This window comes from Pseudoalteromonas sp. SM9913, assembly GCF_000184065.1.
GTDB classification, from domain to species: Bacteria; Pseudomonadota; Gammaproteobacteria; order Enterobacterales; family Alteromonadaceae; genus Pseudoalteromonas; species Pseudoalteromonas tetraodonis.
Genome location: NC_014803.1, coordinates 3,139,388 through 3,162,306, shown reverse-complemented (window position 1 = coordinate 3,162,306; position 22,919 = coordinate 3,139,388). Strand labels below are relative to the sequence as shown.

The following is a 22,919-nucleotide window of genomic DNA, read 5'->3' as shown; positions in this document are numbered from 1 at the left end:
TGTTTATTTTTTAACTAGTTATTAAAGAGCTGGAATAAAAATAACTCACAGCTTAGTCGTTTTGAGAACACACATTTACTAAATCCAGCACCCTTATAAAAAATAAAAATAACGAATAGGCGTTTAAGCCGTATGCCTCTTCGCTTTGCGTCAGCAATAGCATCAAAGGAGCCGTCACATGGGTAAGCTGAGTTCTTCCTTGTGGCTTATATTGTTTGTTTTTTCGCAGAATGTGCTTGCTAATAGCCAATATAATATGCGTAAAGGCGTAACCGATATAAGTAATAATGTATACCAACTGCACATGACTATTTTTTTAATATGTTGTGTGATTGGGGTGATCGTGTTTGCCATTATGTTTTGGGCACTCATTCATCATCGCAAATCTAAAGGGGCTGTCCCTGCCCAATTCCATGAAAGCACCAAAGTAGAAATACTGTGGACTGCGATCCCTTTTGTCATATTAATTGTTATGGCCATTCCTGCGACTAAAACCTTAATTGCCATGGAGGATGCCAGCAAAGCTGATCTCACCATTAAAATTACAGGCTCACAGTGGAAGTGGCATTACGAGTATATGGGGGAGGACGTTGAGTTTTATTCCATGCTAGCTACACCTCAAAATGAAATAACCAACCTTGCTGATAAAAACCCGAATTATTTACTCGAGGTCGATAAACCGCTGGTACTACCAATTAATCAAAAAGTACGTTTTTTAATGACTTCAGATGATGTTATTCACTCATGGTGGGTGCCTGACTTTGCCGTTAAAAAAGATGCAAACCCTGGGTTTATTAATGAAACATGGACCAATATTAATGAGGTTGGTACTTACCGTGGGCAGTGTGCAGAGCTTTGCGGTAAAGATCATGGTTTTATGCCTGTTGTGGTAGAAGCTAAAACAGAAGAAGACTTCAAAACGTGGTTAGCAGAGGCTAAACAAGCCAAGCAAAAAGCAGCTGCAGCAGACGCTGCGTTATTAGACCAAGTTGTACCAAAAGAAGAGCTGATGGCGCTTGGTGAGCAGGTTTATATGGCGAGCTGCGCGGCGTGCCATCAGCCAACAGGATTAGGCTTGCCGGGTGTTTTTCCGGCTCTTAAAGGCAGCCCAATAGTCATAGGTGATATCAAAGGGCATATAGATATTTTGCTCCACGGTAAACCAGGTACGGCTATGCAGTCTTTCGCAAAGCAATTATCAATCAAGCAAATAGCAGCTGTTATTACCTATAAACGCAACGCGTGGGGTAATGACACTGGTGATGTAATTCAACCGAGCGAGATACAAGCGGCACTGGATGCTGATGGGGAGGCTAAATAATGAGTAGCATTGCAGAACAACCTAATACCAATGAGGCTCATCATGCCCATCAACCTGCCACAGGCTTTAAGCGCTGGTTATTTACAACCAACCATAAAGATATAGGTAGCTTATATTTAATTTTTTCACTCACCATGTTTTTAATTGGTGGGGCAATGGCGATGGTTATTCGAGCTGAGTTATTTCAGCCGGGCCTACAACTGGTTGATCCTCACTTTTTTAATCAAATGACCACAGTGCATGGTTTAATAATGGTGTTTGGTGCGGTTATGCCAGCCTTTACCGGCTTGGCAAACTGGATGATCCCGCTAATGATTGGTGCGCCAGATATGGCCTTACCGAGAATGAATAACTGGAGCTTTTGGATTTTACCGTTTGCGTTTTTAATCCTATTAGCTTCATTATTTATGCCCGGTGGTGGCCCTGCATTTGGTTGGACCTTTTACGCGCCGCTTTCCACCACTTATAGTAACGACAACACAGCAATGTTTGTGTTTGCGGTGCATATTATGGGTATTAGTTCGATTATGGGGGCCATTAATGTGGTGGTCACCATAGTAAATATGCGTGCTCCGGGTATGACGTGGATGAAGCTGCCGTTATTTGTGTGGACATGGTTGATCACGGCGTTTTTACTTATTGCAGTTATGCCGGTACTTGCTGGTGCAGTTACTATGGTGCTCACCGATAAATATTTTGCAACCAGCTTTTTTGATGCCGCTGGTGGTGGCGATCCGGTGATGTTCCAACATATTTTTTGGTTTTTTGGTCACCCTGAAGTTTATATTATGATTTTGCCTGCCTTTGGCATTATTTCTACGATTGTTCCCACCTTTTCACGTAAAAAACTATTTGGTTATGCCTCTATGGTGTATGCCACCTCCTCCATTGCCTTGTTGAGCTTTATTGTGTGGGCGCATCATATGTTTACCACTGGTATGCCCGTGGCGGGTGAGTTGTTTTTTATGTACGCGACTATGCTGATATCGGTACCTACCGGCGTAAAAGTATTTAACTGGGTAGCGACTATGTGGCGCGGGTCTATTAGCTTTGAAGTGCCAATGCTGTTTAGTATCGCATTTATTGTGTTGTTTACTTTAGGTGGTTTTTCGGGGTTGATGCTAGCGATTACACCTGCCGATTTCCAATATCATGATACCTATTTTGTGGTTGCACACTTTCATTATGTACTCGTAACGGGCGCGGTGTTTTCTATTATGGCGGGGGCTTATTATTGGCTGCCAAAATGGACCGGAAACATGTTCAATATTACCTTAGCAAAATGGCATTTTTGGTTGTCGTTGGTAAGTGTAAATGTGCTGTTTTTCCCAATGCATTTTGTTGGGTTAGCCGGTATGCCACGCCGTATTCCAGATTATGCGCTACAGTTTGCTGATTTTAACGCCATTATTAGTATAGGTGGGTTTGCCTTTGGTTTATCGCAATTATTATTTGTGGTGGTTGTGTATAAATGTGCAAAAGGGGGCGACAAAGTGCCTGCAAAAGTTTGGGATGGAGCTGAGGGGCTTGAATGGGAAGTTGATTCACCTGCGCCTTATCATACGTTCTCAACGCCGCCGGACATTAAATAATGACTCACTTGCCGTTATTAAAAAAGTTGGTGGTGATTTGCATTGCAATGTTTGCATTTGCATTTGCCATGGTCCCTTTGTATGACGTGTTTTGCGATATAACGGGGCTTAATGGTAAGCCCTCGTTAGAGCAGGCACAGCAAAGTACCTTGGTCACTGAAAATAGAGAAGTCAGCGTTAGTTTCACTACGCATGCGCAAAGTGGTGCGCCTTTTGAAGTTAAATCTAAAGAGTACAGTGTAGATGTAAAGCCTGGGGCCATGCGTGAAGTTAAGTTTAGCGCTAAAAATAACAGCAATGAAGATAAAGTAATGCAGGCTATACCGTCGGTAGCACCAGGAAAAGCGGCCAAGTATTTACACAAAATAGCGTGTTTTTGCTTTGATCAGCAACCGTTAAAGGCAGGTGAAGAGCTGGAGTTTACATTATTGTTTTATGTAGATACTGAATTACCCAGTGATGTAGAAGAGTTAACCCTGTCTTATACCGTATTTGATATTAGCGAGAGGCTAGTAGCCAGTAATAACTAGCTTATAAAACTAGTGAAAAACTAGGAGCAAATAAAATGAATCAAAAATATGAACATTATTATGTACCAGAGCAAAGTCCATGGCCAATAGTTGGGGCAGTTGCGTTATTTTTTATTGCGGTAGGCGCAGCCTTAACCGTAATGGATATGGGCAAAGAGGGTGGTAATGGCGTTTACTTGTTATACGTAGGTATAGCTGTACTACTTTACATGCTGTTTAGCTGGTTTAAAAATGTCATACACGAGTCTGATCAAGGGCTTTATTCTGCACAAATGGACCGTTCTTTTAGGCAAGGTATGAGCTGGTTTATTTTTTCAGAAGTGATGTTCTTCATGGCATTTTTTGGGGCGCTTTTTTATGCTCGCATGTTTTCTGTGCCTTGGCTTGGAGGTGCGGATAACAACGCCATGACAAATGAAGTATTGTGGCCGACGTTTGAAGCCATGTGGCCATTGCTAAATACCCCAGGAGGCACCACGACCCAAGCAATGGGCTGGCAAGGGTTGCCGCTTATCAACACCCTTATTTTGCTTGCCTCGTCGGTAACTTTACATTTTGCCCATGTGGCGATGGAAAATAATAAACGTACCCCACTCAAAGTATGCTTGGGAGCGACCATTTTACTCGGAGTGTGCTTTTTAGGGCTGCAGGTAGAAGAGTATATATATGCTTATAACGATCTTAACTTAACCCTTGATGCGGGCATTTATGGCAATACCTTCTTTTTGTTAACCGGCTTTCACGGCATGCACGTCACCTTAGGAACAATTATTTTATTGGTGGTGTTTTTACGCATTATGAAAGGACATTTCACTAAAGATAAGCACTTTGCCTTTCAAGCTGCAGCTTGGTACTGGCATTTTGTTGATGTTGTTTGGCTGTGTTTGTTTGTATTTGTGTATGTGCTTTAGTGATTAAGGGGGACTGATTTGCCGTAATAAAACCAAGTTTTAGTGCGGCAATCACCATCACTAATACCACAACAGAAAATAACACCCGACGCCCTAAAAAGTGAGACATAGGGCGTCCATTGGTTTTCCCTGACACCATAATTAATAAAGCACGAAATAAATTAAATAATATAAATAATAACAGTAGAACAATAATAATTTTAATAATCACTGGATTTTACCCTTATGCAGTTAGTTGTATTTAACAAACAAAAGCTTAGCTCAATAATAACAATTTGCTTGGTTGTTATTGTGGTATTGGTTTGTGTGCGACTAGGGTTTTGGCAATTACAGCGAGCAGAACAAAAGCAACAGCAGCTTAGTGCCATTGAAAATATACAACAACATGGCGTAATGAGCTGGGCAGAGTTACAACAGCTGCCAAAAGAGTGGAACAAAACCGGTGTATTGGTTTCGTTAAATGGTTATTTTGACACTAATAATTATTGGTTGCTTGATAATCAAATCTATAATGGTCAGGTTGGTTACGACTTACTGGCATTATTAAAACTGTCTGATGAATCACGCTTTTTGTTAGTGAACTTAGGCTGGGTAAAAGCAGAACGTTCAAGAGAAATCCTACCAAACGTAACAATACCTAGTGGTAAATTTACGTTAACGGCACAAATTAAAGAAGATAATTTAAGTGGCTTTACCTTAGCCAATAACAATACTCAGTCGGATTTAGCCAAACGAATTCAAATCATTGATTTACAAGCATTGAGTAGCCAATCTAATCGCCCTTTAGTGAATTTTATGGCTTACCGCCAAGGTCAAGCTGATGAAATTGCTGCCCCTCATTATGAAGCCGTTGTTATGAGTCCAGAAAAACATTATGCCTACTCAGTACAGTGGTTTTTAATTGCGGTTGCCTGTGTGGTGGTCGCTATTTTTGCAAGCAGGAAGAGGATAGATAATGAAAAATAAACCCCTGTTACTCTTTGCTGTGTGCTGCGCTATTCCCTTAGTGCTGGCTTACAGCGCGTTAAAACTTGATTGGCTACCTACAGCAATTACTAACCATGGTGAATTTTTAGAGCGTGAAATTAAGCTAGACAATTGGGCGCAGCATAACCCTAAGCAATGGACCATCGCTTTAAATTATTCAGCACAATGCAAAGCGTCTTGCACAGAGCAATTAGCCGCTTTAGACAATTTATATGTTGCCCTTGGTAAAAACCAACACAAAGTTGATATGGCTATTATGGGACAGCCTGAGCTAGTTACAACGCGTTGGCATGTTATTGATGAGCAACAGCAGTTAAAACCTGCCAGTTTGTATTTAATCGATCATATGGGGCTAATTGTACTGGAGTATCCATTTAGTTCTCAACCACAAGAAAACCGTTTGATCCAAAAAGGGTTATTAAAAGATCTAAAAAAATTACTCAATTACTCTCGTTCGAGCTAAGTAGAGGATGCTATGTATAAAAACTATAAAAATTTGGTATTAGCAACGGGTTTATTCGCATTAATTGTGGTGGCTCTGGGCGCATACACGCGTTTAAGTGACGCAGGGCTTGGTTGTCCCGATTGGCCTGGTTGTTATGGCTTTTTAACCGTGCCTAAACACGAAGCAGAGATTGCACAAGCGATTCAAAGTTATCCCGATATGATATTTGAAAAAGCAAAAGCATGGAAAGAAATGATCCATCGCTACTTTGCAGGCACGCTTGGGGTATTAATTTTAGTGTTGTTTATTTTAGCTTTTCTAAAGCGTCAGTACCCAACCACGCCTGTAAGGTTGCCTATGATATTGCTACTGCTTGTTATTTTTCAGGCCGCATTAGGTATGTGGACGGTTACTATGAACCTACAGCCGCTTATAGTTATGGGGCATTTGCTCGGAGGATTTAGTATTTTAGCGTTATTAACGCTATTGTATTTGCGTCTGACCAGCCAACCTATAACGGGTGGTGATGCGGGCGCAAAACCTCACTTTAAATTAAGCCTCGTGGCATTAACGGTACTGATTTTACAAATCGCCCTTGGTGGTTGGTTAGCGGCTAATTATGCGGCTCCACATTGTAATGGCTTACCGCTGTGTAGTTACGCTCAGCCTTTTTCATTCAGTAGTGTCTTTCAGCTCCCCCTTGAGCACAGTAATTATGAATTTGGTGTGTTGTCGCAACAGGCGCGTATGTCTATTCATTTACTGCATCGAATATGGGCCTTAGTTACTTGCATTGTTTTAGCCTTGGTGATGTGGCGTATATACAGTCATGCCTATTCGCAAAAAATTAAAAGCTGTACGGTGAGTGTGTTAGTGGCGTTATTCTGCCAGATAGCTTTAGGGTTAGCCGTGGTGCATTTTCATTTTCCGTTAGGCGTGGCACTGGCGCATAACTTAATGGCTGCCATACTGTTATTAACTATGGTTAGGTTATGTTATTACCTAAAAGTACGTACTTAGAGGGGAATGATTATGGCACTTACAATTAATAAAAAAGCAATGCAGCCCGTTTACAGCGCATCGTTATTGACTAAAAGTTACCACTTAATCCAAGATTATTTGGCAATAAGTAAATTTAAAGTAGTGGCTATGCTAGTGTTAACAGCATGGGTTGGCTTAGCGCTAGCCCCTGATGTTGGCAGAGGTGTTGGGGTTCAGTTCATCAGTTTATTAGGGATTGGATTACTCTCTGCGGCCGCCGCAGTCATTAATCATGTGGTTGATAGCGAAATTGATAGCAAAATGGCACGCACCCGCCATCGCCCTGTTGCTAAAGGGCGTTTAAGTAAATTACATGCGCTGAGCTTTGCTGCTGTGATTGGCGTTGCGGGCTTTATTATGCTGATGTTGTGGGCAAATACGCTCACAGCCATACTGACCTTATTTGCACTTGTTGGTTATGCGTTTATTTATACGTCATTTTTAAAACGTGCCACACCACAAAATATAGTTATAGGGGGATTAGCCGGTGCAATGCCTCCATTACTCGGTTGGGTGTCTGAAACAAATCAAATGGCGGCAGCCCCTTGGTTGCTGGTGATGATTATATTTACCTGGACCCCACCTCATTTTTGGGCGCTCGCCATCGCGCGTAAAAGTGATTATGAGCGGGCTAAAATCCCCATGTTACCGGTCACCCATGGTATCGATTTTTGTAAAACATGCGTGCTTGCATATTCGGTATTACTCGCCATTGTATGTGTGTTTCCTTATTTGATTGGCATGTCAGGGCTTATTTATCTAAGCGGGGCATGTCTTCTCAATATTGTATTTATATACAAAGCAATTAACTTAAAGTTTGCCGCCAAAGAAGACACTGCGATGGATTTATTTCGTTTTTCGATTATTCATTTGATGATACTATTTATCATCTTATTTATAGATAAATGGCTAGTTATATGAAGCAGTTATGGTGTGGTTTAGTTGTTTTTTCAGTACTCTTTTTATCGGCCTGTAGTGATAAAAAAAATTTACAAGATCTTGATGCGTTAGTTTATGAAACCGCAAAACCGTTATCTGACTTTTCGTTGCGTGATCAACAAGGGAAGTTAGTAACCAAACAGCAGTTTTTAGGCCAATGGAATTTAGTGTTTTTAGGTTACACAAGTTGCCCTGATATTTGCCCGATGACGCTAGCTAAGCTCAACAATGCCTATAAAAATTTGCAGGCTGAGTATCCACTACAAGTATGGTTTATATCTGTTGATCCTAAACGTGATATTGCTCAAAAACGTAAAGAGTACATAGATTACTTTAATCCAGATTTTTTAGCTGTATCAGGTGAACATAAAGACTTATTTCCATTTGTTCGCGAGCTTGGATTAATTTACGCAATTAGTGATAGTAATGAATCCGACTATGCGGTGGATCATAGTGCATCTGTTGCCCTTGTTGATGGCAGTGGCGCACTAAGAGCTATTTTTAAGCCTGAATTTAAACAAGGAGATGTGCCTTTGGTTAATACTACAAAATTAACCGCAGAATTTATTGAAATAGCCGAATACTACAAAAACTAGCTTTTAAAGGTTTTACGATTTTAAAGGGGCTTTATGCCCCTTTTCGCGTTTTTTATTAACGGTTTTTAATTAATTAGTTATTTTTTAGTCGTTTTTATGGCGTTTTCATTATCTCGGTCTAAGCTTTTGTTATGGATTGAGTTGATAAGGAAAAGCTTAAAAAATGCTTAAACTACCAAACGAACTTTCAATTGTTCATGTTGAAGTTTTACATCAAGATTTATTAAGCGAACTTAATAATAGCCGAGATATTTGCTTAGATATTAGCGATGTAATGTCTGCTGATACGGCCTCGGTTCAACTTTTATGTGCCCTACAAAAACATCTCCTTACTATTAATCAAAAAATTGCCTGGGTTGGCAGTAGTGATGCATTAACCAATACCATTGATCAACTCGGTTTAAGTGAATACCTAGCACCAGAAAGTACTAATTAGAGGTCTATATGAAAAGAATATTAGCTGTAGATGATTCTGCATCAATGCGTCAAATGGTGAGTTTTACGTTAAAAACAGCAGGGTTTGATGTTACCGAAGCCAAAGACGGTAGTGAGGCATTAGCGATTGCCAAGCAGCAAGGTTTTGATGCAGTTATTTCTGATGTAAATATGCCTGTTATGGATGGGATAACGCTTATTAGAGAGTTAAGAGGGCTTCCGAATTACAAGTTTACACCGCTACTTATGTTAACCACAGAATCGGGCATGGATAAAAAGGTAGAAGGGAAAGCTGCTGGGGCAACAGGGTGGATTGTAAAGCCCTTCAATCCAGATCAACTATTAGCCGTGCTAAAAAAAGTAATCCGCTAACCTAGGAGTGCACTGTGAGTATTGATTTAAGCCAGTTTTTTGAAGTGTTCTTTGAAGAGAGTTTTGAAGGCCTCGATGTTATGGAGACTGAATTACTCAACTTAGTGCCGGGCGAAGAAGACTTAGAAACCATTAATACTATTTTTAGGGCTGCCCATTCTATTAAAGGAGGCAGTGCTACCTTTGGGTTTAATTCAATCGCAAACTTCACTCATGTTCTAGAAACATTACTGGATCAAATACGTGAAGGTCAGCGAAATATAAGCAGTGAACATATTAACTTATTACTTAAATCAGTAGATTGTTTAAGAGCCTTGTTGCATTCGCTTAAAGTACAGGAAGAGCCTGATTTAAGCCAAGCTGACTCATTACGAGAGCAGTTTGAAAGATTACTTGGCATGCCTGAAAGTGAAGCCGTAGTGGCAGAAGCCAGTGTTGAACAGGTCATTATTAATACTTATCAAATTGATTTTAAACCGCATTTTCATTTGTTTAAAACGGGTAACGAACCGCTGTTTATGATCAGTGAATTAGCTGAACTTGGTGAATTGGAAGTACAAGCGTTTACAGATGTCATACCTGATATTAAAGATTTAACGACCGATGAATGCTTTTTATATTGGCGATTTTTCTTAAACACTGACCGTGACGATCAAGCAATTAGAGAAATTTTTGAGTGGGTTGAGGACGATGCCGATATTAAAATTGAGCTTTGCGGTGGCTTATTTAATGATGGTAAAGCAGCAGAAGCTGCAGTGGTCAACGAACCTGTTATTGAAACACCAAAAACGGTTGTTGAACCCAAAACCAATAAACCAAAAGCACCAACCAGTGCAAAAGCAGCGCCTGAGTCAACTTCCATTCGTGTTGGCATTGATAAGGTCGACTCACTGATTAATATGGTTGGAGAGTTGGTCATTACCCAAGCGATGCTAAATCAGCTTAGCGAACAAGAAATGACGCCTACCACGGTGACCTCGCTTCAAGAGGGGCTTGCGCAATTAGCGCATAACACCCGCGACTTACAAGAAAACGTGATGCGTATTCGCATGTTGCCAATTAACTTTGTGTTCAGTCGTTTTCCACGTTTAGTACGTGATATTGCCCAAAAGCTTAATAAAGAGGTGGAGTTAAAGCTGATAGGAGAACAAACAGAATTAGATAAAACCGTTATGGAAAAAATATCCGATCCTATGGTGCATTTAGTAAGAAACTCATTGGATCATGGTATTGAAACGGTAGAAAAACGTATTGCAGCAGGAAAAGATCCTGTGGGTAAGGTTACATTAAATGCCTTTCATCAGGGCGGCAATATCGTCATTGAAATTATGGATGATGGCCAAGGTCTTAACACTCAAAAGATCAAAGAAAAAGCGATTACCAATGAAGTGATCGCCGCTGACAGTGAGCTAACAGATGATGAAATTAACGAACTCATTTTTATGCCAGGATTTTCTACCGCTGATGAGGTAAGTGACTTATCTGGCCGTGGGGTGGGTATGGATGTGGTTAAGCGTAATATTCAATCATTAAATGGCTCGGTAGAAGTGACATCTGCTGCTGGAATTGGTTCTACTTTTACTATTCGGCTACCGCTCACTTTAGCTATTTTAGATGGGCAATTAGTCAAAGTAGCCAAGCATACTTACATTATTCCACTGATCTCGATTGTAGAATCGTTGCAAATTGATATTGCAAAAGTAAGCCGTGTTGGTAAAGACCTAGATGTACTCAGATTACGTGATGAATACATTCCTATTTTACGTTTATACGACATTTTTAATCACCAAAATGCCATTGAATCGTTAGATAAAACCTTACTAGTTGTCGTGGAAAACGATAATCAAAAAGTAGGGTTACTTGTCGACGATTTACTTTCACAACAGCAGGTGGTTATAAAAAGCTTAGAGGCTAATTACCACAAAGTGGATGGTGTGTCGGGGGCAACGATTTTAGGTGATGGGCGTGTTTCGTTAATTTTAGATATTAGCGGCTTGATAAAGCTTTCAGGGTTAAAAAAGCCAGGTAGCCAAGCATTGAGTATTGAGCCATCGACCATCTTGGAGGATTCATGTTCTCTGAATCAATAGCATTAAATAGCAATATTGAACTACAGCGCAAAGAGGGCATTAAGCAGTTTCTCACCTTTATTATGGCTGAAGAAGAGTACGGAGTAGATATATTAACGGTGCAAGAAATTCGTAGCTGGGAAGATATAACCGCACTGCCAAATGCCCCTGAGTACGTAAAAGGCGTGATTAATTTACGCGGCACCATTGTGCCAATTATTGATTTACGATTGCGCTTTGGTTTACCCACCATTGAGTATGGACCGTTAACGGTAGTCATTATTGTAAAAGTTGAGTTTGAGCAAGAAAGTAAAGTGATGGGGATCACGGTAGACGCCGTAGCGGATGTTTACAGTATTGCTGAGCAAGACGCTAAAGCAGTGCCGAGTTTAACCCAAACAAATGAAAGTGAATATGTCGCAGGGCTAGTGAATGTGGGCGATAAAATGGTCGCGCTAATTAACTTGCAGGCAACCATGAATATTTAGCGGTAATAGTAACTAAATAAAGCAAATAACTTAAAGGTGGTGATAAGCATGGGATGGTTTAGTAATTCAAAACAGTCTAAATCAAGCAATGATTTGATCATAAATGCATTGCATAAATCATTAGCAATAATTGAATTTGAGCCTAATGGAAGAATCATTACTGCCAATGTTAATTTTCTTCGTGTAATGGGCTACTCACTCGCTGAGATTCAAGGCCAGCACCATTCTTTATTTTTAAGCCCTAGCGAAACGCAAAGTGATGAATATCGTCAATTTTGGCAGCGTTTGAACGCGGGTGAATTTATTTCAGATGAATTTAAGCGTATTGGAAAAAATGGCAAAGAAGTCTGGATCCAAGCAACATACAATCCTGTTATAGACTCGCAAGGGCAAGTACTTAAAGTCGTTAAATTTGCAACAGACATTACTGAGCAAAAGTTAAAAGCGGTTGAAGCTGCAGGCCAAATTACCGCAATCAGTAAGTCACAAGCGGTTATTGAGTTTAATTTAGATGGATCCATTATTGGCGCTAATGATAATTTTTTAAAAACATTTGGTTATCAGGCAAATGAAATACAAGGGCAGCATCATAGATTGTTTGTTACTTCTGAATATGCAAACAGCCAAGAATATCAAGCGTTTTGGGATAAACTTGGGCGTGGCGAGTATGACAGTGGTGAGTATTTAAGAATAGGTAAACAAGGCGAGGAAATTTGGATATATGCCTCTTATAATCCTATTTACGATATGAATGGTAAGCCATTTAAAGTGATTAAGTACGCCACCGATATTACAGCGCAAAAAGAGCTAGAAAAAACCTCTAAAAAAGCGGCCGACTTGGCTAACGCATTAAAAGTATGCCAAGCAAGTGTGATGATTGCTGATAAAAATTTAAACATTATTTTTGTGAATGACTGCATCAAGAAAATGTTTAAAGCACGTGAAAAAGAGTTGCAAACTGTTTTACCTAGTTTTTCAGTCGCTGGGTTAATGGATATCCGTGTTGATGAGTTTCATCAGGAACTAGCTAATCAGCAAGAGCGACTAAAAAACTTAGATGCTCCTTATAAAACTACGTTGAATTTAGCTGGTCTTATTTTTGACATCATTGCTTCTCCTTGGACAAATCAAGATGGCAAGTGCTTAGGTACTATTGTTGAATGGCAAGATATTACTGATGAGGTGTCTAAAGCGGATGCTGAACGTGCTAGAGCGCAAGAAAACTTACGTGTTCGCCAAGCATTAGATACCGTGGCAACCAATACCATGATTGCTGATGCCTCGAATGTCATTGTGTATATGAATAGCGCAGTGAGAAATATGATGAGTGTTGCGCAAAATGATATACGTACTGACTTACCTAACTTTGATAGCAAAAACTTACTTAATCAAAGTATTGATATATTTCATAAAAATCCAGCCCATCAGCAAAATATGTTGGCTAAGTTAACGGATACTTACAGTACAGAAATTAAAGTGGGCGGCAGAACCTTTGGTTTAGTGGCAAACCCTATAATCACCACAGACAATGAGCGTATTGGGACGGTAGTTGAGTGGGAAGACAGAACCGCAGAAGTTGCTATTGAAAAAGAAATTGCTCAATTAGTCGGCGCAGCAAGCAAAGGTGATTTAAATGCACGAGTAGCTGAGCAAGGTAAAGATGGCTTTTTCTTACGTTTAGCTCAGGGTCTTAATAGTTTAGTTAAAGTGGTTGACGATGCGGTAACTGATACTGGCAATATGCTCGATGCCATGGCCACTGGTGATTTATCTAAACGGATTGAAAAAGAATACCAAGGCTCGTTTGAAAAACTGAAAACAGATGCAAATGCGACAGCAGATAAACTAACTGAGGTTATTAACCGAATTAATACATCAGCCACTTTGGTGGCCAGTGGGGCTGAAGAAATTTCACAAGGCAATGCTGATTTAAGCCAGCGCACAGAAGAGCAAGCGTCATCGTTAGAGGAAACAGCCTCTAGCATGGAAGAAATGACCAGTACGGTTCGCCAAAACGCCGATAATGCTAAAGTGGCAAATGACTTAGCTGAAGAAACCTGTGATAAGGCGATTCAGGGTGGAGAAGTGGTTAATAAAGCGGTAACCAGCATGTCTGCGATTAATGAATCGAGTAAGAAAATTGCCGACATCATTGGAGTGATAGACGAAATAGCATTCCAAACCAATTTGCTTGCACTTAATGCTGCCGTAGAGGCTGCTAGAGCCGGTGAGCAAGGCCGAGGTTTTGCGGTTGTTGCAGGTGAAGTACGTAACTTAGCGCAGCGCTCGGCAGGTGCAGCGAAAGAAATTAAAGAACTAATTAGAGACAGTGTTGGCAAAGTTGCTGACGGTAGCGCGCTTGTGAATGAGTCAGGTGTGACGTTACAAGAGATTGTGGTATCGGTGAAACGCGTAACACAAATGATAGCCGATATTACCCAAGCCTCTGAAGAGCAAAGTGCAGGTATTGAGCAAGTAAATAAAGCTGTATCGCAAATGGATGAAATGACCCAGCAAAATGCGGCATTAGTTGAACAAGCATCGGCTGCAGGTGAATCAATGGCGGAACAAGCCAATGAAATGCGCCGTTTACTGCACTTTTTCTCATTAGGCCAGCAAGATATGGCAGTGGTATCGCCTGTTATTCGCACACCTGAAATATCTCATCAGCAACAAAATAGCTTCGTTAGTAATAAAAGCAAAGGTGAAAATTTTGTAGACTCGGCTGAAGAGTGGGAGGAGTTTTAAACTCACTTTAGTTAGGTTCACCTGCAATGTATGCGTGAACCTCGCTTTATTTTTAAATGAGAGCAAATAATGAAAGAGTTTTTATTAACGGATAGTGATTTTAAGGAAGTGGCTCATTTAGTTTATAACGCCTGCGGTATTGTACTAGGAGAGCATAAGCGAGAGATGGTCTACTCACGCTTGGCAAGACGAATTCGTGAGCGAAAATTAACAAACTTTTCAAGCTACCTCGATTACTTAAAAAATCATAAAGATCAGGAGTTTGATGCATTTATCAATGCCATTACCACTAATCTAACCTCTTTTTTTCGTGAAATGCATCACTTTGAGTTTATAAAAGATCAGTTAATACCAACCCTGTTAAAGACAAATAAACAGACTAAGCGCATTCGAATTTGGTCTGCAGGCTGCTCTACCGGTGAAGAGCCCTATAGTTTAGCAATGACGCTGCAAGGAGCTTTTCCAAGTGATTGGGATGTGAAGATATTAGCCACTGATCTTGACTCTAATGTACTGGCGAAGGCGCAAAGTGGTATTTATACCGCAGCGAACGTAAATGGTCTTGATGATGCTTTACTAAAACGCTGGTTTTTAACCAGTAAAGATGGGCAAAGTTATAAGGTTAAACCTAAGCTGCAGCAATGTATTTCATTTAAGCGTTTAAACTTATTACAAGACTGGCCAATGAAAGGCTCGTTTGACCTGATTTTGTGCCGAAATGTAGTGATTTACTTTGATAAAGAGACAAAGGATCAGCTTTTTAACCGTTATGCCGATATTCTTAATGACCAAGGTTATTTATTTTTAGGGCACTCAGAAACCATGGGTAAAGAGCATGTTTTATTTAAAAACTTAGGGAAAACCATGTATCAAAAAGTAGCCCATGCACACGCAATTTAAGCCAGTATTAGCGGGTTTTGAGCATATTAAACGCTATTGGGACGCCTCGCGAGATCGTGTGGTCGCTAAGGTATTACCAGGTGAGTTTTATGTTTCTAAAAATGATGAGCTAATCACCACCGTCCTAGGATCGTGTATTGCTGCCTGTATTTACGACGATAAGCTAGGCATAGGCGGGATTAACCACTTTATGCTACCAATTCAAAAAGGTGAGCGAATTGAGCAAGCGCATAGTTTAAGTTGTCGTTACGGTAATTGGGCTATGGAATATTTAATTAATGAAGTGCTTAAAAATGGCGCATCCCGGGCAAACTTAAAAGTAAAACTGTTTGGGGGAGGCAAAATAATTAGCGCCATGACAGATATTGGTATTGGCAATATCAGTTTTGCCAATGCATATATAGCAGAAGAAGCGCTAAATTTAGTGGCGCATGATATGGGCGGGCCTTGGCCACGAAAAATATTTTTTAATCCTCATAATGGAAAAGTACAAGTTAAAAAGCTACGTAACTTACACAATAATACGATTGAAAAACGTGAAGTGCGTTACTTACATAATCTTGAACAACAAACAAAAGCCACTGATATAGAGCTGTTTTAAGGATGGCTATGATTAAAGTATTAATAATTGATGACTCGGCACTGATCAGACAATTGCTGACAGAGATACTGCAACAGGCAAAAGATATTGTGGTAGTAGGGGGGGCACAAGACCCATACGAAGCCCGAGAGATGATCAAAAAATATAATCCGGATGTACTAACGTTGGATGTTGAAATGCCAAAAATGGACGGCATTAGTTTTTTAAAAAACCTGATGCGCTTACGTCCTATGCCGGTTGTGATGATTTCTACACTCACACAAAAAGGTTCACCCATTACGCTTGAAGCGCTTGAGATTGGTGCAGTTGACTTTATTGCTAAGCCAACAGTTAACGTTAAGGAGCAAATGAGTCAATATGCTGATATTGTTCAGCAAAAAGTCAGAGTGGCAGCCAGTGCACGGGTTCGAGGCTATAAAAAAAATAGTGCTGTAGTAGAACCTATCCCCACTAATGCCGAATTTTTAGTAAATAAAGTGATTGCGATTGGTGCGTCAACCGGAGGCACGGAGGCGATAAAAGAAGTACTTATACGCATGCCAAAAAACTGCCCACCCATTGTAATAACGCAGCATATTCCTCCTGTATTTAGTACCTCATTTGCAGAGCGAATGCAGCGCACCTGTACCATTAACGTAAAAGAGGCACAACAAGGCGATAAGCTGGTAGCAGGATGCGCTTATATAGCTCCCGGCGGGCTACATTTACGCATTAGCAAACAAGGTAGTGCATTATATTGTCAGCTTGATGATGGTGAACCTGTAAATAGGCATAAGCCCGCAGTAGATGTACTGTTTAACTCATTACTTGAAATTGGTGCTAAGTATATTGTTGCCACACTATTAACCGGTATGGGAAGTGATGGCGCGAAAGGTTTACTGGCGTTAAAACAACAAGGGGCTTATACATTGGCACAAGATGAGTTTTCGTCTGTGGTATGGGGAATGCCCAAGGCCGCTATTGATATGGGGGCTGCAAATGAAGTAGCACCGCTGGAGAAAATGACCCAGCGGTTATTAAATCAAGTGATTAAAAAATAGAATTTAATTGATCACCCAAGGCTGTGAAAACCAATAATAACTGCCTGCTTTTTTTATTGAGGGAGCGGTGCAGTTAAAGCGAGAGCGGCCTTTATTAAGCTGCTTTGGCGAGGTCACCTCAACCGTATTATCGTTTAACCAATTTAAATCAGCTTGCCCAACGCTTGATACATAACAGGCAAATTGGCTTTTATGAAAATCATCAGTCTCTAGATTTATAGTTAACGACGGTGGATTTTGTGTGGTTACACTATCTTCATAGGTTAATTTATTAATAGTAAAAGCAGTTGAATTGAGCTTGGTAATTAACGTATCTAATTTGCTATAAAAACCAGATGCGGGAAAACGTGGTAAACGGCTAAAATTAGAATGTGGATTAACTGCACCAGAGTGCTGACCAATGCCAATAAAGCCTAGTTCAGTAACGAGAGCTTGTAGCTGATTGTTAAACTCTCCGTATGGATAGGCAAGGTATTTATAATCGTGGCCTATTTCTTCTTTAATACGCTGCTGTGAACTAAGAATGTCGTTTTTAGTGCGTTCACGCCATTGGCTTTGTGTTTCATTTTCGCGCTTTTTATGCAGATAGTTATGCTCGGCACTATGGTTGGCAATAAGGGCGCCTTTTTTTGCCAGCTCTCTGAGCTTATCCCATCCCATCACATAACCCGCTTGTTCATCAATGAGTTTTGGGTTTACAAAAATAGTGTACGGATAGCCAAATTTCTCAAGAATAGGCGCAGCTTGTTCGTAGTTATTGTTGTATCCATCATCAAAAGTAATCGCGAGCGTTTTATCGTCTAAAGCCTTACCTTGTTTTAATGCGCTAATCAGCTCATTTAGTGGAATAACGTTAAAGTTATGCTCTTTTAAATAATTTAAGTGTTTAGTAAAAGTGTTGGCGCTTACACTGGTCACCGCGGGAAGGGTTTCACTGACGTGATGATACTGTAGAATAACAGCTGCTTGCGCACGTAAAGAACCACAAATCAGGAACAATAATACTAAATGAAACAATTTCTTATACATAATAAAGCACACCATAAAAGCTTGTTGTTGTTAGCCGGTCCAATGATATTATCAAATATTACTGTGCCGTTGTTAGGAATTGTTGATACGGCAGTGATTGGTCACCTGGGGAGTGCGCATTATTTAGCGGGAATTGCCTTAGGTTCTACCGTGATCTCCATTTTATTTTGGCTTGCTGGTTTTTTAAGAATGAGCACCACTGGGCTGGTGGCACAGGCTTACGGTAAAAATGATTTAACTCAGCTTGCAGCTTTACTTAAGCGCAGTTTGTTATTGGCCAGCAGCGTAGCTCTAATTCTGATTTTATTATCCCCCCTTATAAAACATGCCATTGCGTATTTATCTGCTGCCAATAGTGATGTGCTCAATGAGGCCTATCGGTATTTTAGTATTCGTATTTTTAGCGCCCCAGCAGCGCTATGTAACTTAGTATTATTAGGCTGGATGCTCGGCGTTCATTATGGGCGAGGGCCATTTTATTTATTGTTAGTCACTAATATTACCAATATTGTACTCGACATTTATTTTGTAGTTTATCTTGATTGGGCGGTTGCAGGGGCGGCTTGGGCATCATTAATAGCGGATTACACGGCTTTAATTTTTGCTTTGCTGTTAGTGGTTCAGCTAGCTAAAAAACAGGGCATAAGTTTAGCGGTTGCAAATTGGTTTAGCATAGAAAAAATGGCAGGATTATTAAGTTTAAATCGCGATATTTTTATTCGCTCTTTAGTATTGCAGTTATGTTTTAGCTTTATGACCTTTTATGCTGCACGTATAGGTGAAACTACATTGGCAGCCAATGCGGTACTACTCAACTTTTTAATGTTGGTCAGCTTTGCGCTTGATGGAATTGCTTATGCGAGCGAGGCAAAAGTAGGCCAAGCGAAAGGTCAACAAAGTGTTGAAAAGATAAGGCTATGGGTAAAAATAAGCGTATTTTGGGGCATGTTGTTTGGCATTTTGTATAGTGTATTTTTTATATTATTTGGCAGCTCTATTATAAAGCTGTTGACTAATGTACCTGAGGTTATTGAAGAAGCTACTCATTACTTACCGTGGGTAATTGTGCTGCCAATTTTAGCAATGAGTTGTTTTTTGTTTGATGGTATATTCGTTGGTTTAACACGTGCTAAAGCAATGCGAAATAGTATGCTGTTATCGGCGACAATAGGTTTTTTTGGGGTGTTTTGGCTATTTAAGGAATGGCAAAATAATGGCTTATGGTTGGCAATGAGTTGCTTTATGCTAATGCGGGGTGTAACACTTATAATTAAATATCAGCAGCTAAAAACTAATAATCAATTACTTGATTAAACCGTTATTTCCATAGATCGGGGTCGTTATTTTTGGCAGGGATGTTTTTCAATACTTGCGAAAAACGATTGGCAAAAATACCCGCGTAGCCCCAGAATGCAAAAAACAATGCCGGCGCTAAAATTACTATGCCAATGACTTGTAAACTATAATGGTTGTAATAACCCAAAGTGATAAATATCACGGCCAGCACAAACAGTGCTAGGCCGCGAAAAAAGCGCTTTAGACTCAACTTAGGGTCGCTCCCTAAGCGGTAAATGAGTGGCTTTAGCATAGTGGATTAATACTTAGTAATAAGAGTGCTCGCCAGCTTCGTGATCGGTTATGTCAGCCACACCGGTGATCTCATCAAACTTAGCAATCATTTCTTTTTCAATGCCTTCTTTTAGTGTGACATCAATCATAGAGCAACCATTACAACCACCACCAAATTGAAGCACAGCAATACCAGCAGCGGTGATCTCTACTAAGCTTACTTGGCCGCCATGATTTGCAAGTTGTGGGTTAACTTCTGTTTCTAACATGTGTTGAACGCGTTCATTTAGGCTTGCGTCTTCACCTAGCTTACGTGCTTTAGCATTAGGCGCTTTTAGAGTTAGCTGCGTGCCCATTTTGTCAGTAACAAAATCAATTTCAGCTTCGGCTAAAAAAGGCGCGCTTTCGGCATCAACAACAGCGTCAAAACCGTTAAAGTTTAGGCGAATATCGCTCTCTTCTACCGCGTCTTCTGGACAATAAGAAACACCACATTCAGCTTGTGATGTACCAGGATTAACAACAAACACACGAATATTCGTTTGTTGAGATTGATCTGCTAATAGCTTAGCAAAATGCGCTTGCGCTGTTTCGGAAATTGAAATCATAAAACCGTCTATACTTGACTAAATTACTCGGATACTGCATATCATACTCCGCTCATCGTGTTGCGGCTAGTGTTGAGCGTAAAAAGTTGGCATCTATTTTAAGCAATGGTAGCGTGCAATTAACAAACATTTTTAGAGTTATTTATATGCGGTTTATATTTACAGTAATGGTGATACTAGCCAGTTTTTCAAGTGCGGCAAAGCCCCTGTCGTATTATTTTGAGCAACAGGTTGAATTTGATCCCAGCATTCCAACACCTGAAAAAGTACTTGGTTATCAAGTGGGTGAATGGCATGTAAGGCATGATCAGCTTGTACGCTATATGGAAATTTTGGCTCAAAAAAGCGATCGAGTTAATTTTGAAGTAATAGGTCGTACCCACGAGCAGCGCCCACTAGTTATGCTCACTATTACCGCAGCTAACAAACTAAAAAATATAGAACAAACTCGCCAAGCACACTTAGCTCGCCTAAATAACTCAAACAATAAATTAGCAGAGCAGCCAAGCGTTGTGTGGATGGGTTATAGCGTTCATGGTAACGAATCGTCAGGGAGTAATGCTGCCTTGCTAGTGGCTTATTATTTAGCAGCCGCGCAAGGTGATGAAATAAATGAGCTACTTAACAACACGGTGATTTTACTCGACCCGTCGCTTAACCCAGACGGCTTAGCACGTTTTGCTAATTGGGCTAATAGTAATCGTGGAATGAACTTATCGTCAGACCCGCAAACGCGTGAGCATGTAGAGAGCTGGCCAAGTAGCCGTACTAATCATTACTGGTTTGATTTAAATCGTGATTGGCTTTTACTGCAGCACCCTGAGTCGCGAGCGCGTATAGCCAAGTTTCATTATTGGAAACCTAATATTTTAACTGACTTTCATGAAATGGGACCAAACAGTAGCTATTTTTTCCAGCCAGGGATCCCTAGTCGTAAACACCCCATTACCCCTGAAGAAAATGTGAGCTTAACAAAAGCAATTGCAAATTATCATGCAAAAACTTTAGATGAAAACAACGCACTGTATTTTACAGAAGAAAGCTTTGATGACTTTTATTATGGCAAAGGTTCAACTTACCCTGATGTAAATGGTGGTGTCGGTATTTTATTTGAACAAGCAAGTTCTCGCGGTCATATTCAAGACACTATTAATGGCCCATTGACGTTTGCATTCACTATTAAGAATCAGTTATTAACCAGCTTATCAACGTTTAAAGCGGCGATTGATAACCGCCAAGCTTTACTTGAGTATCAGGCTAACTTTTATAACAAAGCGGTTGAGCTTGCCAAAGATGAAGACTATCAAGGTTATATTGTTCAAGGTGGGGAAGACAAAACACGTACTAACGATTTTTTAAGCATACTTAAACAGCACCAAATTAATGCTTATCCAGTTAAAGAGGGACTAAAAGCTGAAGGTAAAAACTTTACCGCTAATAGCTATTTTGTGCCGCTTGCGCAACCACAATACCGATTAGTTAAAGCTATTTTTAGTGAACAGCAAAACTTTGCCGATAACACTTTTTACGATGTATCAGGTTGGACATTAGCGCATGCGTTTAATTTACCATTTGCTAAAGTAAACAGCCGCTGGGGATTAGAGGTTGATACTACGGCTTGGCAAAAAGCAAAACAGCCTGTTTTAACGCCGCTAACTAAAAACTATGCCTACGGATTTGCTTGGGACGACATGCTTGCCCCAAAAATGCTCAATAGTTTATTACAGCAAGGCATTAAAGCGCGTGTTGCATTAAAGCCATTAACCGCAACATCAACAAGTAATGAAATAAATTTTGATGCTGGCAGTATTATTATCCCTGCAGGACTGCAAACAGAGACTGATTGGGTGGCAAAGCTAAATCAAGCACAAAGCCAATTTGATATTGAAATTAAGCCAATTACCACAGGCTTAACCAGTAAAGGTGCCGACTTAGGCTCGCGCTCTATGGCGGTTGTTTCTGCGCCTAAGGTGTTATTAGTTGGCGGTAAAGGGGTTAGCCAATATGAAGCAGGTGAAGTGTGGTATTACCTAGATCGCTTTGTAGGCGTAGCGCCTACCATTGTTGAAATGAACCGTTTAGCGTCTTTAGAGCTCAGTAATTACAGCCATATTGTTTTGGCGCATGGCGATTATTCGACGTTATCTGATACCGACAAAGTGGCAATTAAAAGCTGGGTGAGAAAAGGCGGCGTTATTTGGGGTCATAAAGGCGGGGCAAAGTTCTTAGCTGATCAGCAGTTATTAAAAGCAAACTACTTATCACGTAAAGATGTTGCCAGCGCATTTGATACTCAAGGTTTAAAATATGCAGACAAAGACCATCTAGCGGGTCGCCAGCGTATTGCAGGCGCTATATTTAATACTGATGTAGATACTACGCACCCACTGACGTTTTCATTTAAGCGTGACACTCTGCCAGTATTTAAAAACAGTACCTGGTTACTTGAAGCCTCGCAAGCGCCGTTTGTAAATATACTCACCTATACACAACAGCCGTTACTTGCTGGTTTTACTGATGCAGTTAATGTAGAGCAAGTGGCCGGCGGTGCTGCGCTAATGGCTCACTCTTATGGTCGAGGTAGTGTGATTGCGATGACAGACAACCCTGTATTTAGAGGTTACTGGTATGGCACCAGCCGATTATTAAGTAACGCTTTATTTTTCGGGCATACCTTTCGCGTCAGTGGTAACTAAAT

General features: G+C 40.4%; 23 protein-coding genes. 19 read left to right on the top strand and 4 right to left on the bottom strand.

The features are described from left to right. The first annotated feature begins 178 nt into the window (after window positions 1-178). From coxB to PSM_RS14530, 4 genes are read left to right on the top strand one after another with little or no spacing between them, the layout of a single operon-like run. The gene (coxB, locus tag PSM_RS14545; RefSeq protein WP_013466140.1) at window positions 179-1,321 is read left to right on the top strand and encodes a cytochrome c oxidase subunit II; all 1,143 of its coding nucleotides are present in this window, start codon (window positions 179-181) and stop codon (window positions 1,319-1,321) included. Then, on the top strand, window positions 1,321-2,913 hold the full coding sequence (gene ctaD, locus PSM_RS14540) for a cytochrome c oxidase subunit I (protein ID WP_008114160.1): 1,593 nt from the start codon (window positions 1,321-1,323) through the stop codon (window positions 2,911-2,913). The genes coxB and ctaD overlap by 1 nt, the downstream gene beginning before the upstream one ends. Beyond that, on the top strand, window positions 2,913-3,443 hold the full coding sequence (locus PSM_RS14535) for a cytochrome c oxidase assembly protein (protein ID WP_013466139.1): 531 nt from the start codon (window positions 2,913-2,915) through the stop codon (window positions 3,441-3,443). The genes ctaD and PSM_RS14535 overlap by 1 nt, the downstream gene beginning before the upstream one ends. 35 nt (window positions 3,444-3,478) lie before the next feature. Further along, window positions 3,479-4,354: a cytochrome c oxidase subunit 3 gene (locus PSM_RS14530; RefSeq protein WP_013466138.1), complete on the top strand. Its 876-nt coding sequence runs from the start codon at window positions 3,479-3,481 to the stop codon at window positions 4,352-4,354. Here PSM_RS14530 and PSM_RS18850 read toward each other — a convergent pair. Then, a complete protein-coding gene (locus PSM_RS18850) occupies window positions 4,257-4,565 on the bottom strand; it encodes a DUF2909 family protein (RefSeq protein ID WP_081485455.1) in 309 nt (102 codons plus the stop codon). The two genes, PSM_RS14530 and PSM_RS18850, sit on opposite strands and share 98 nt — an antisense overlap. A 14-nt stretch (window positions 4,566-4,579) precedes the next feature. On the opposite strand from PSM_RS18850, the gene PSM_RS14525 reads away from it, so the two are divergent. From PSM_RS14525 to PSM_RS14465, 13 genes are all read left to right on the top strand, one after another. Continuing rightward, complete coding sequence (locus PSM_RS14525; protein ID WP_013466137.1) at window positions 4,580-5,320, top strand: SURF1 family protein; 741 nt, start codon at window positions 4,580-4,582, stop codon at window positions 5,318-5,320. Further along, window positions 5,310-5,804: a hypothetical protein gene (locus PSM_RS14520; protein WP_013466136.1), complete on the top strand. Its 495-nt coding sequence runs from the start codon at window positions 5,310-5,312 to the stop codon at window positions 5,802-5,804. The genes PSM_RS14525 and PSM_RS14520 overlap by 11 nt, the downstream gene beginning before the upstream one ends. 12 nt (window positions 5,805-5,816) lie before the next feature. After that, window positions 5,817-6,806 carry a COX15/CtaA family protein gene (locus PSM_RS14515; protein ID WP_013466135.1) on the top strand — a complete coding sequence of 330 codons (990 nt, stop codon included), beginning with the start codon at window positions 5,817-5,819 and terminating at the stop codon, window positions 6,804-6,806. A gap of 12 nt (window positions 6,807-6,818) precedes the next feature. Beyond that, the gene (gene cyoE, locus PSM_RS14510) at window positions 6,819-7,748 is read left to right on the top strand and encodes a heme o synthase (RefSeq protein ID WP_013466134.1); all 930 of its coding nucleotides are present in this window, start codon (window positions 6,819-6,821) and stop codon (window positions 7,746-7,748) included. Continuing rightward, window positions 7,745-8,362, top strand: a complete 618-nt coding sequence (locus tag PSM_RS14505; RefSeq protein WP_013466133.1) for an SCO family protein — start codon at window positions 7,745-7,747, stop codon at window positions 8,360-8,362. The genes cyoE and PSM_RS14505 overlap by 4 nt, the downstream gene beginning before the upstream one ends. Before the next feature lie 163 nt (window positions 8,363-8,525). Next, window positions 8,526-8,798, top strand: coding sequence for an STAS domain-containing protein (locus PSM_RS14500; RefSeq protein ID WP_013466132.1), 273 nt, complete (start codon window positions 8,526-8,528; stop codon window positions 8,796-8,798). A gap of 8 nt (window positions 8,799-8,806) precedes the next feature. After that, on the top strand, window positions 8,807-9,169 hold the full coding sequence (locus PSM_RS14495; protein WP_013466131.1) for a response regulator: 363 nt from the start codon (window positions 8,807-8,809) through the stop codon (window positions 9,167-9,169). A gap of 14 nt (window positions 9,170-9,183) precedes the next feature. Then, window positions 9,184-11,259 carry a chemotaxis protein CheA gene (locus PSM_RS14490; protein WP_013466130.1) on the top strand — a complete coding sequence of 692 codons (2,076 nt, stop codon included), beginning with the start codon at window positions 9,184-9,186 and terminating at the stop codon, window positions 11,257-11,259. Next, window positions 11,241-11,726 (top strand): chemotaxis protein CheW, encoded by a 486-nt coding sequence (locus PSM_RS14485; RefSeq protein WP_013466129.1) that lies wholly within the window; start codon window positions 11,241-11,243, stop codon window positions 11,724-11,726. Before PSM_RS14490 ends, PSM_RS14485 begins: the two co-directional genes overlap by 19 nt. A gap of 48 nt (window positions 11,727-11,774) precedes the next feature. Further along, window positions 11,775-14,474: a methyl-accepting chemotaxis protein gene (locus tag PSM_RS14480; protein ID WP_016900080.1), complete on the top strand. Its 2,700-nt coding sequence runs from the start codon at window positions 11,775-11,777 to the stop codon at window positions 14,472-14,474. A 69-nt stretch (window positions 14,475-14,543) separates the two neighbouring features. After that, window positions 14,544-15,374 carry a CheR family methyltransferase gene (locus tag PSM_RS14475; protein ID WP_013466126.1) on the top strand — a complete coding sequence of 277 codons (831 nt, stop codon included), beginning with the start codon at window positions 14,544-14,546 and terminating at the stop codon, window positions 15,372-15,374. Then, window positions 15,358-15,975 carry a chemoreceptor glutamine deamidase CheD gene (cheD, locus tag PSM_RS14470; RefSeq protein ID WP_013466125.1) on the top strand — a complete coding sequence of 206 codons (618 nt, stop codon included), beginning with the start codon at window positions 15,358-15,360 and terminating at the stop codon, window positions 15,973-15,975. The genes PSM_RS14475 and cheD overlap by 17 nt, the downstream gene beginning before the upstream one ends. Window positions 15,976-15,983: 8 nt before the next feature. After that, entirely contained in the window at window positions 15,984-17,015 is a 1,032-nt protein-coding gene (locus tag PSM_RS14465; RefSeq protein WP_013466124.1) for a protein-glutamate methylesterase/protein-glutamine glutaminase, read from the top strand. Window positions 17,016-17,018: 3 nt separating this feature from the next. Here PSM_RS14465 and PSM_RS14460 read toward each other — a convergent pair whose 3' ends face one another. Further along, window positions 17,019-18,044, bottom strand: coding sequence for a polysaccharide deacetylase family protein (locus tag PSM_RS14460; RefSeq protein WP_013466123.1), 1,026 nt, complete (start codon window positions 18,042-18,044; stop codon window positions 17,019-17,021). On the opposite strand from PSM_RS14460, the gene dinF reads away from it, so the two are divergent. Beyond that, entirely contained in the window at window positions 18,024-19,358 is a 1,335-nt protein-coding gene (dinF, locus tag PSM_RS14455) for an MATE family efflux transporter DinF (protein WP_076916068.1), read from the top strand. The two genes, PSM_RS14460 and dinF, sit on opposite strands and share 21 nt — an antisense overlap. A gap of 4 nt (window positions 19,359-19,362) precedes the next feature. Here dinF and PSM_RS14450 read toward each other — a convergent pair whose 3' ends face one another. Both PSM_RS14450 and nfuA read right to left on the bottom strand, forming a co-directional pair. Next, a complete protein-coding gene (locus tag PSM_RS14450) occupies window positions 19,363-19,632 on the bottom strand; it encodes a hypothetical protein (RefSeq protein WP_013466121.1) in 270 nt (89 codons plus the stop codon). A gap of 13 nt (window positions 19,633-19,645) precedes the next feature. Next, window positions 19,646-20,221, bottom strand: a complete 576-nt coding sequence (gene nfuA / locus PSM_RS14445) for a Fe-S biogenesis protein NfuA (protein WP_013466120.1) — start codon at window positions 20,219-20,221, stop codon at window positions 19,646-19,648. 146 nt (window positions 20,222-20,367) lie between these two features. On the opposite strand from nfuA, the gene PSM_RS14440 reads away from it, so the two are divergent. Continuing rightward, window positions 20,368-22,917 carry a M14 metallopeptidase family protein gene (locus PSM_RS14440; RefSeq protein WP_013466119.1) on the top strand — a complete coding sequence of 850 codons (2,550 nt, stop codon included), beginning with the start codon at window positions 20,368-20,370 and terminating at the stop codon, window positions 22,915-22,917. Window positions 22,918-22,919 lie beyond the last annotated feature (2 nt).

Bases quoted from the DNA above. Each gene is read 5' to 3' on its own strand.
- PSM_RS14440 (WP_013466119.1), top strand. From the start codon at position 20,368: ATGCGGTTTATATTTACAGTAATGGTGATACTAGCCAGTTTTTCAAGT.
- PSM_RS14460 (WP_013466123.1), bottom strand. From the start codon at position 18,044: ATGTATAAGAAATTGTTTCATTTAGTATTATTGTTCCTGATTTGTGGT.
- nfuA (WP_013466120.1), bottom strand. From the start codon at position 20,221: ATGATTTCAATTTCCGAAACAGCGCAAGCGCATTTTGCTAAGCTATTA.
- PSM_RS14530 (WP_013466138.1), top strand. From the start codon at position 3,479: ATGAATCAAAAATATGAACATTATTATGTACCAGAGCAAAGTCCATGG.
- PSM_RS14475 (WP_013466126.1), top strand. From the start codon at position 14,544: ATGAAAGAGTTTTTATTAACGGATAGTGATTTTAAGGAAGTGGCTCAT.
- dinF (WP_076916068.1), top strand. From the start codon at position 18,024: ATGAAACAATTTCTTATACATAATAAAGCACACCATAAAAGCTTGTTG.
- ctaD (WP_008114160.1), top strand. From the start codon at position 1,321: ATGAGTAGCATTGCAGAACAACCTAATACCAATGAGGCTCATCATGCC.
- PSM_RS14520 (WP_013466136.1), top strand. From the start codon at position 5,310: ATGAAAAATAAACCCCTGTTACTCTTTGCTGTGTGCTGCGCTATTCCC.
- PSM_RS14480 (WP_016900080.1), top strand. From the start codon at position 11,775: ATGGGATGGTTTAGTAATTCAAAACAGTCTAAATCAAGCAATGATTTG.
- cyoE (WP_013466134.1), top strand. From the start codon at position 6,819: ATGGCACTTACAATTAATAAAAAAGCAATGCAGCCCGTTTACAGCGCA.
- PSM_RS14450 (WP_013466121.1), bottom strand. From the start codon at position 19,632: ATGCTAAAGCCACTCATTTACCGCTTAGGGAGCGACCCTAAGTTGAGT.
- PSM_RS14495 (WP_013466131.1), top strand. From the start codon at position 8,807: ATGAAAAGAATATTAGCTGTAGATGATTCTGCATCAATGCGTCAAATG.
- PSM_RS14465 (WP_013466124.1), top strand. From the start codon at position 15,984: ATGATTAAAGTATTAATAATTGATGACTCGGCACTGATCAGACAATTG.
- PSM_RS14525 (WP_013466137.1), top strand. From the start codon at position 4,580: ATGCAGTTAGTTGTATTTAACAAACAAAAGCTTAGCTCAATAATAACA.
- PSM_RS14515 (WP_013466135.1), top strand. From the start codon at position 5,817: ATGTATAAAAACTATAAAAATTTGGTATTAGCAACGGGTTTATTCGCA.
- PSM_RS14535 (WP_013466139.1), top strand. From the start codon at position 2,913: ATGACTCACTTGCCGTTATTAAAAAAGTTGGTGGTGATTTGCATTGCA.
- cheD (WP_013466125.1), top strand. From the start codon at position 15,358: ATGCACACGCAATTTAAGCCAGTATTAGCGGGTTTTGAGCATATTAAA.
- coxB (WP_013466140.1), top strand. From the start codon at position 179: ATGGGTAAGCTGAGTTCTTCCTTGTGGCTTATATTGTTTGTTTTTTCG.
- PSM_RS14485 (WP_013466129.1), top strand. From the start codon at position 11,241: ATGTTCTCTGAATCAATAGCATTAAATAGCAATATTGAACTACAGCGC.
- PSM_RS14500 (WP_013466132.1), top strand. From the start codon at position 8,526: ATGCTTAAACTACCAAACGAACTTTCAATTGTTCATGTTGAAGTTTTA.
- PSM_RS14505 (WP_013466133.1), top strand. From the start codon at position 7,745: ATGAAGCAGTTATGGTGTGGTTTAGTTGTTTTTTCAGTACTCTTTTTA.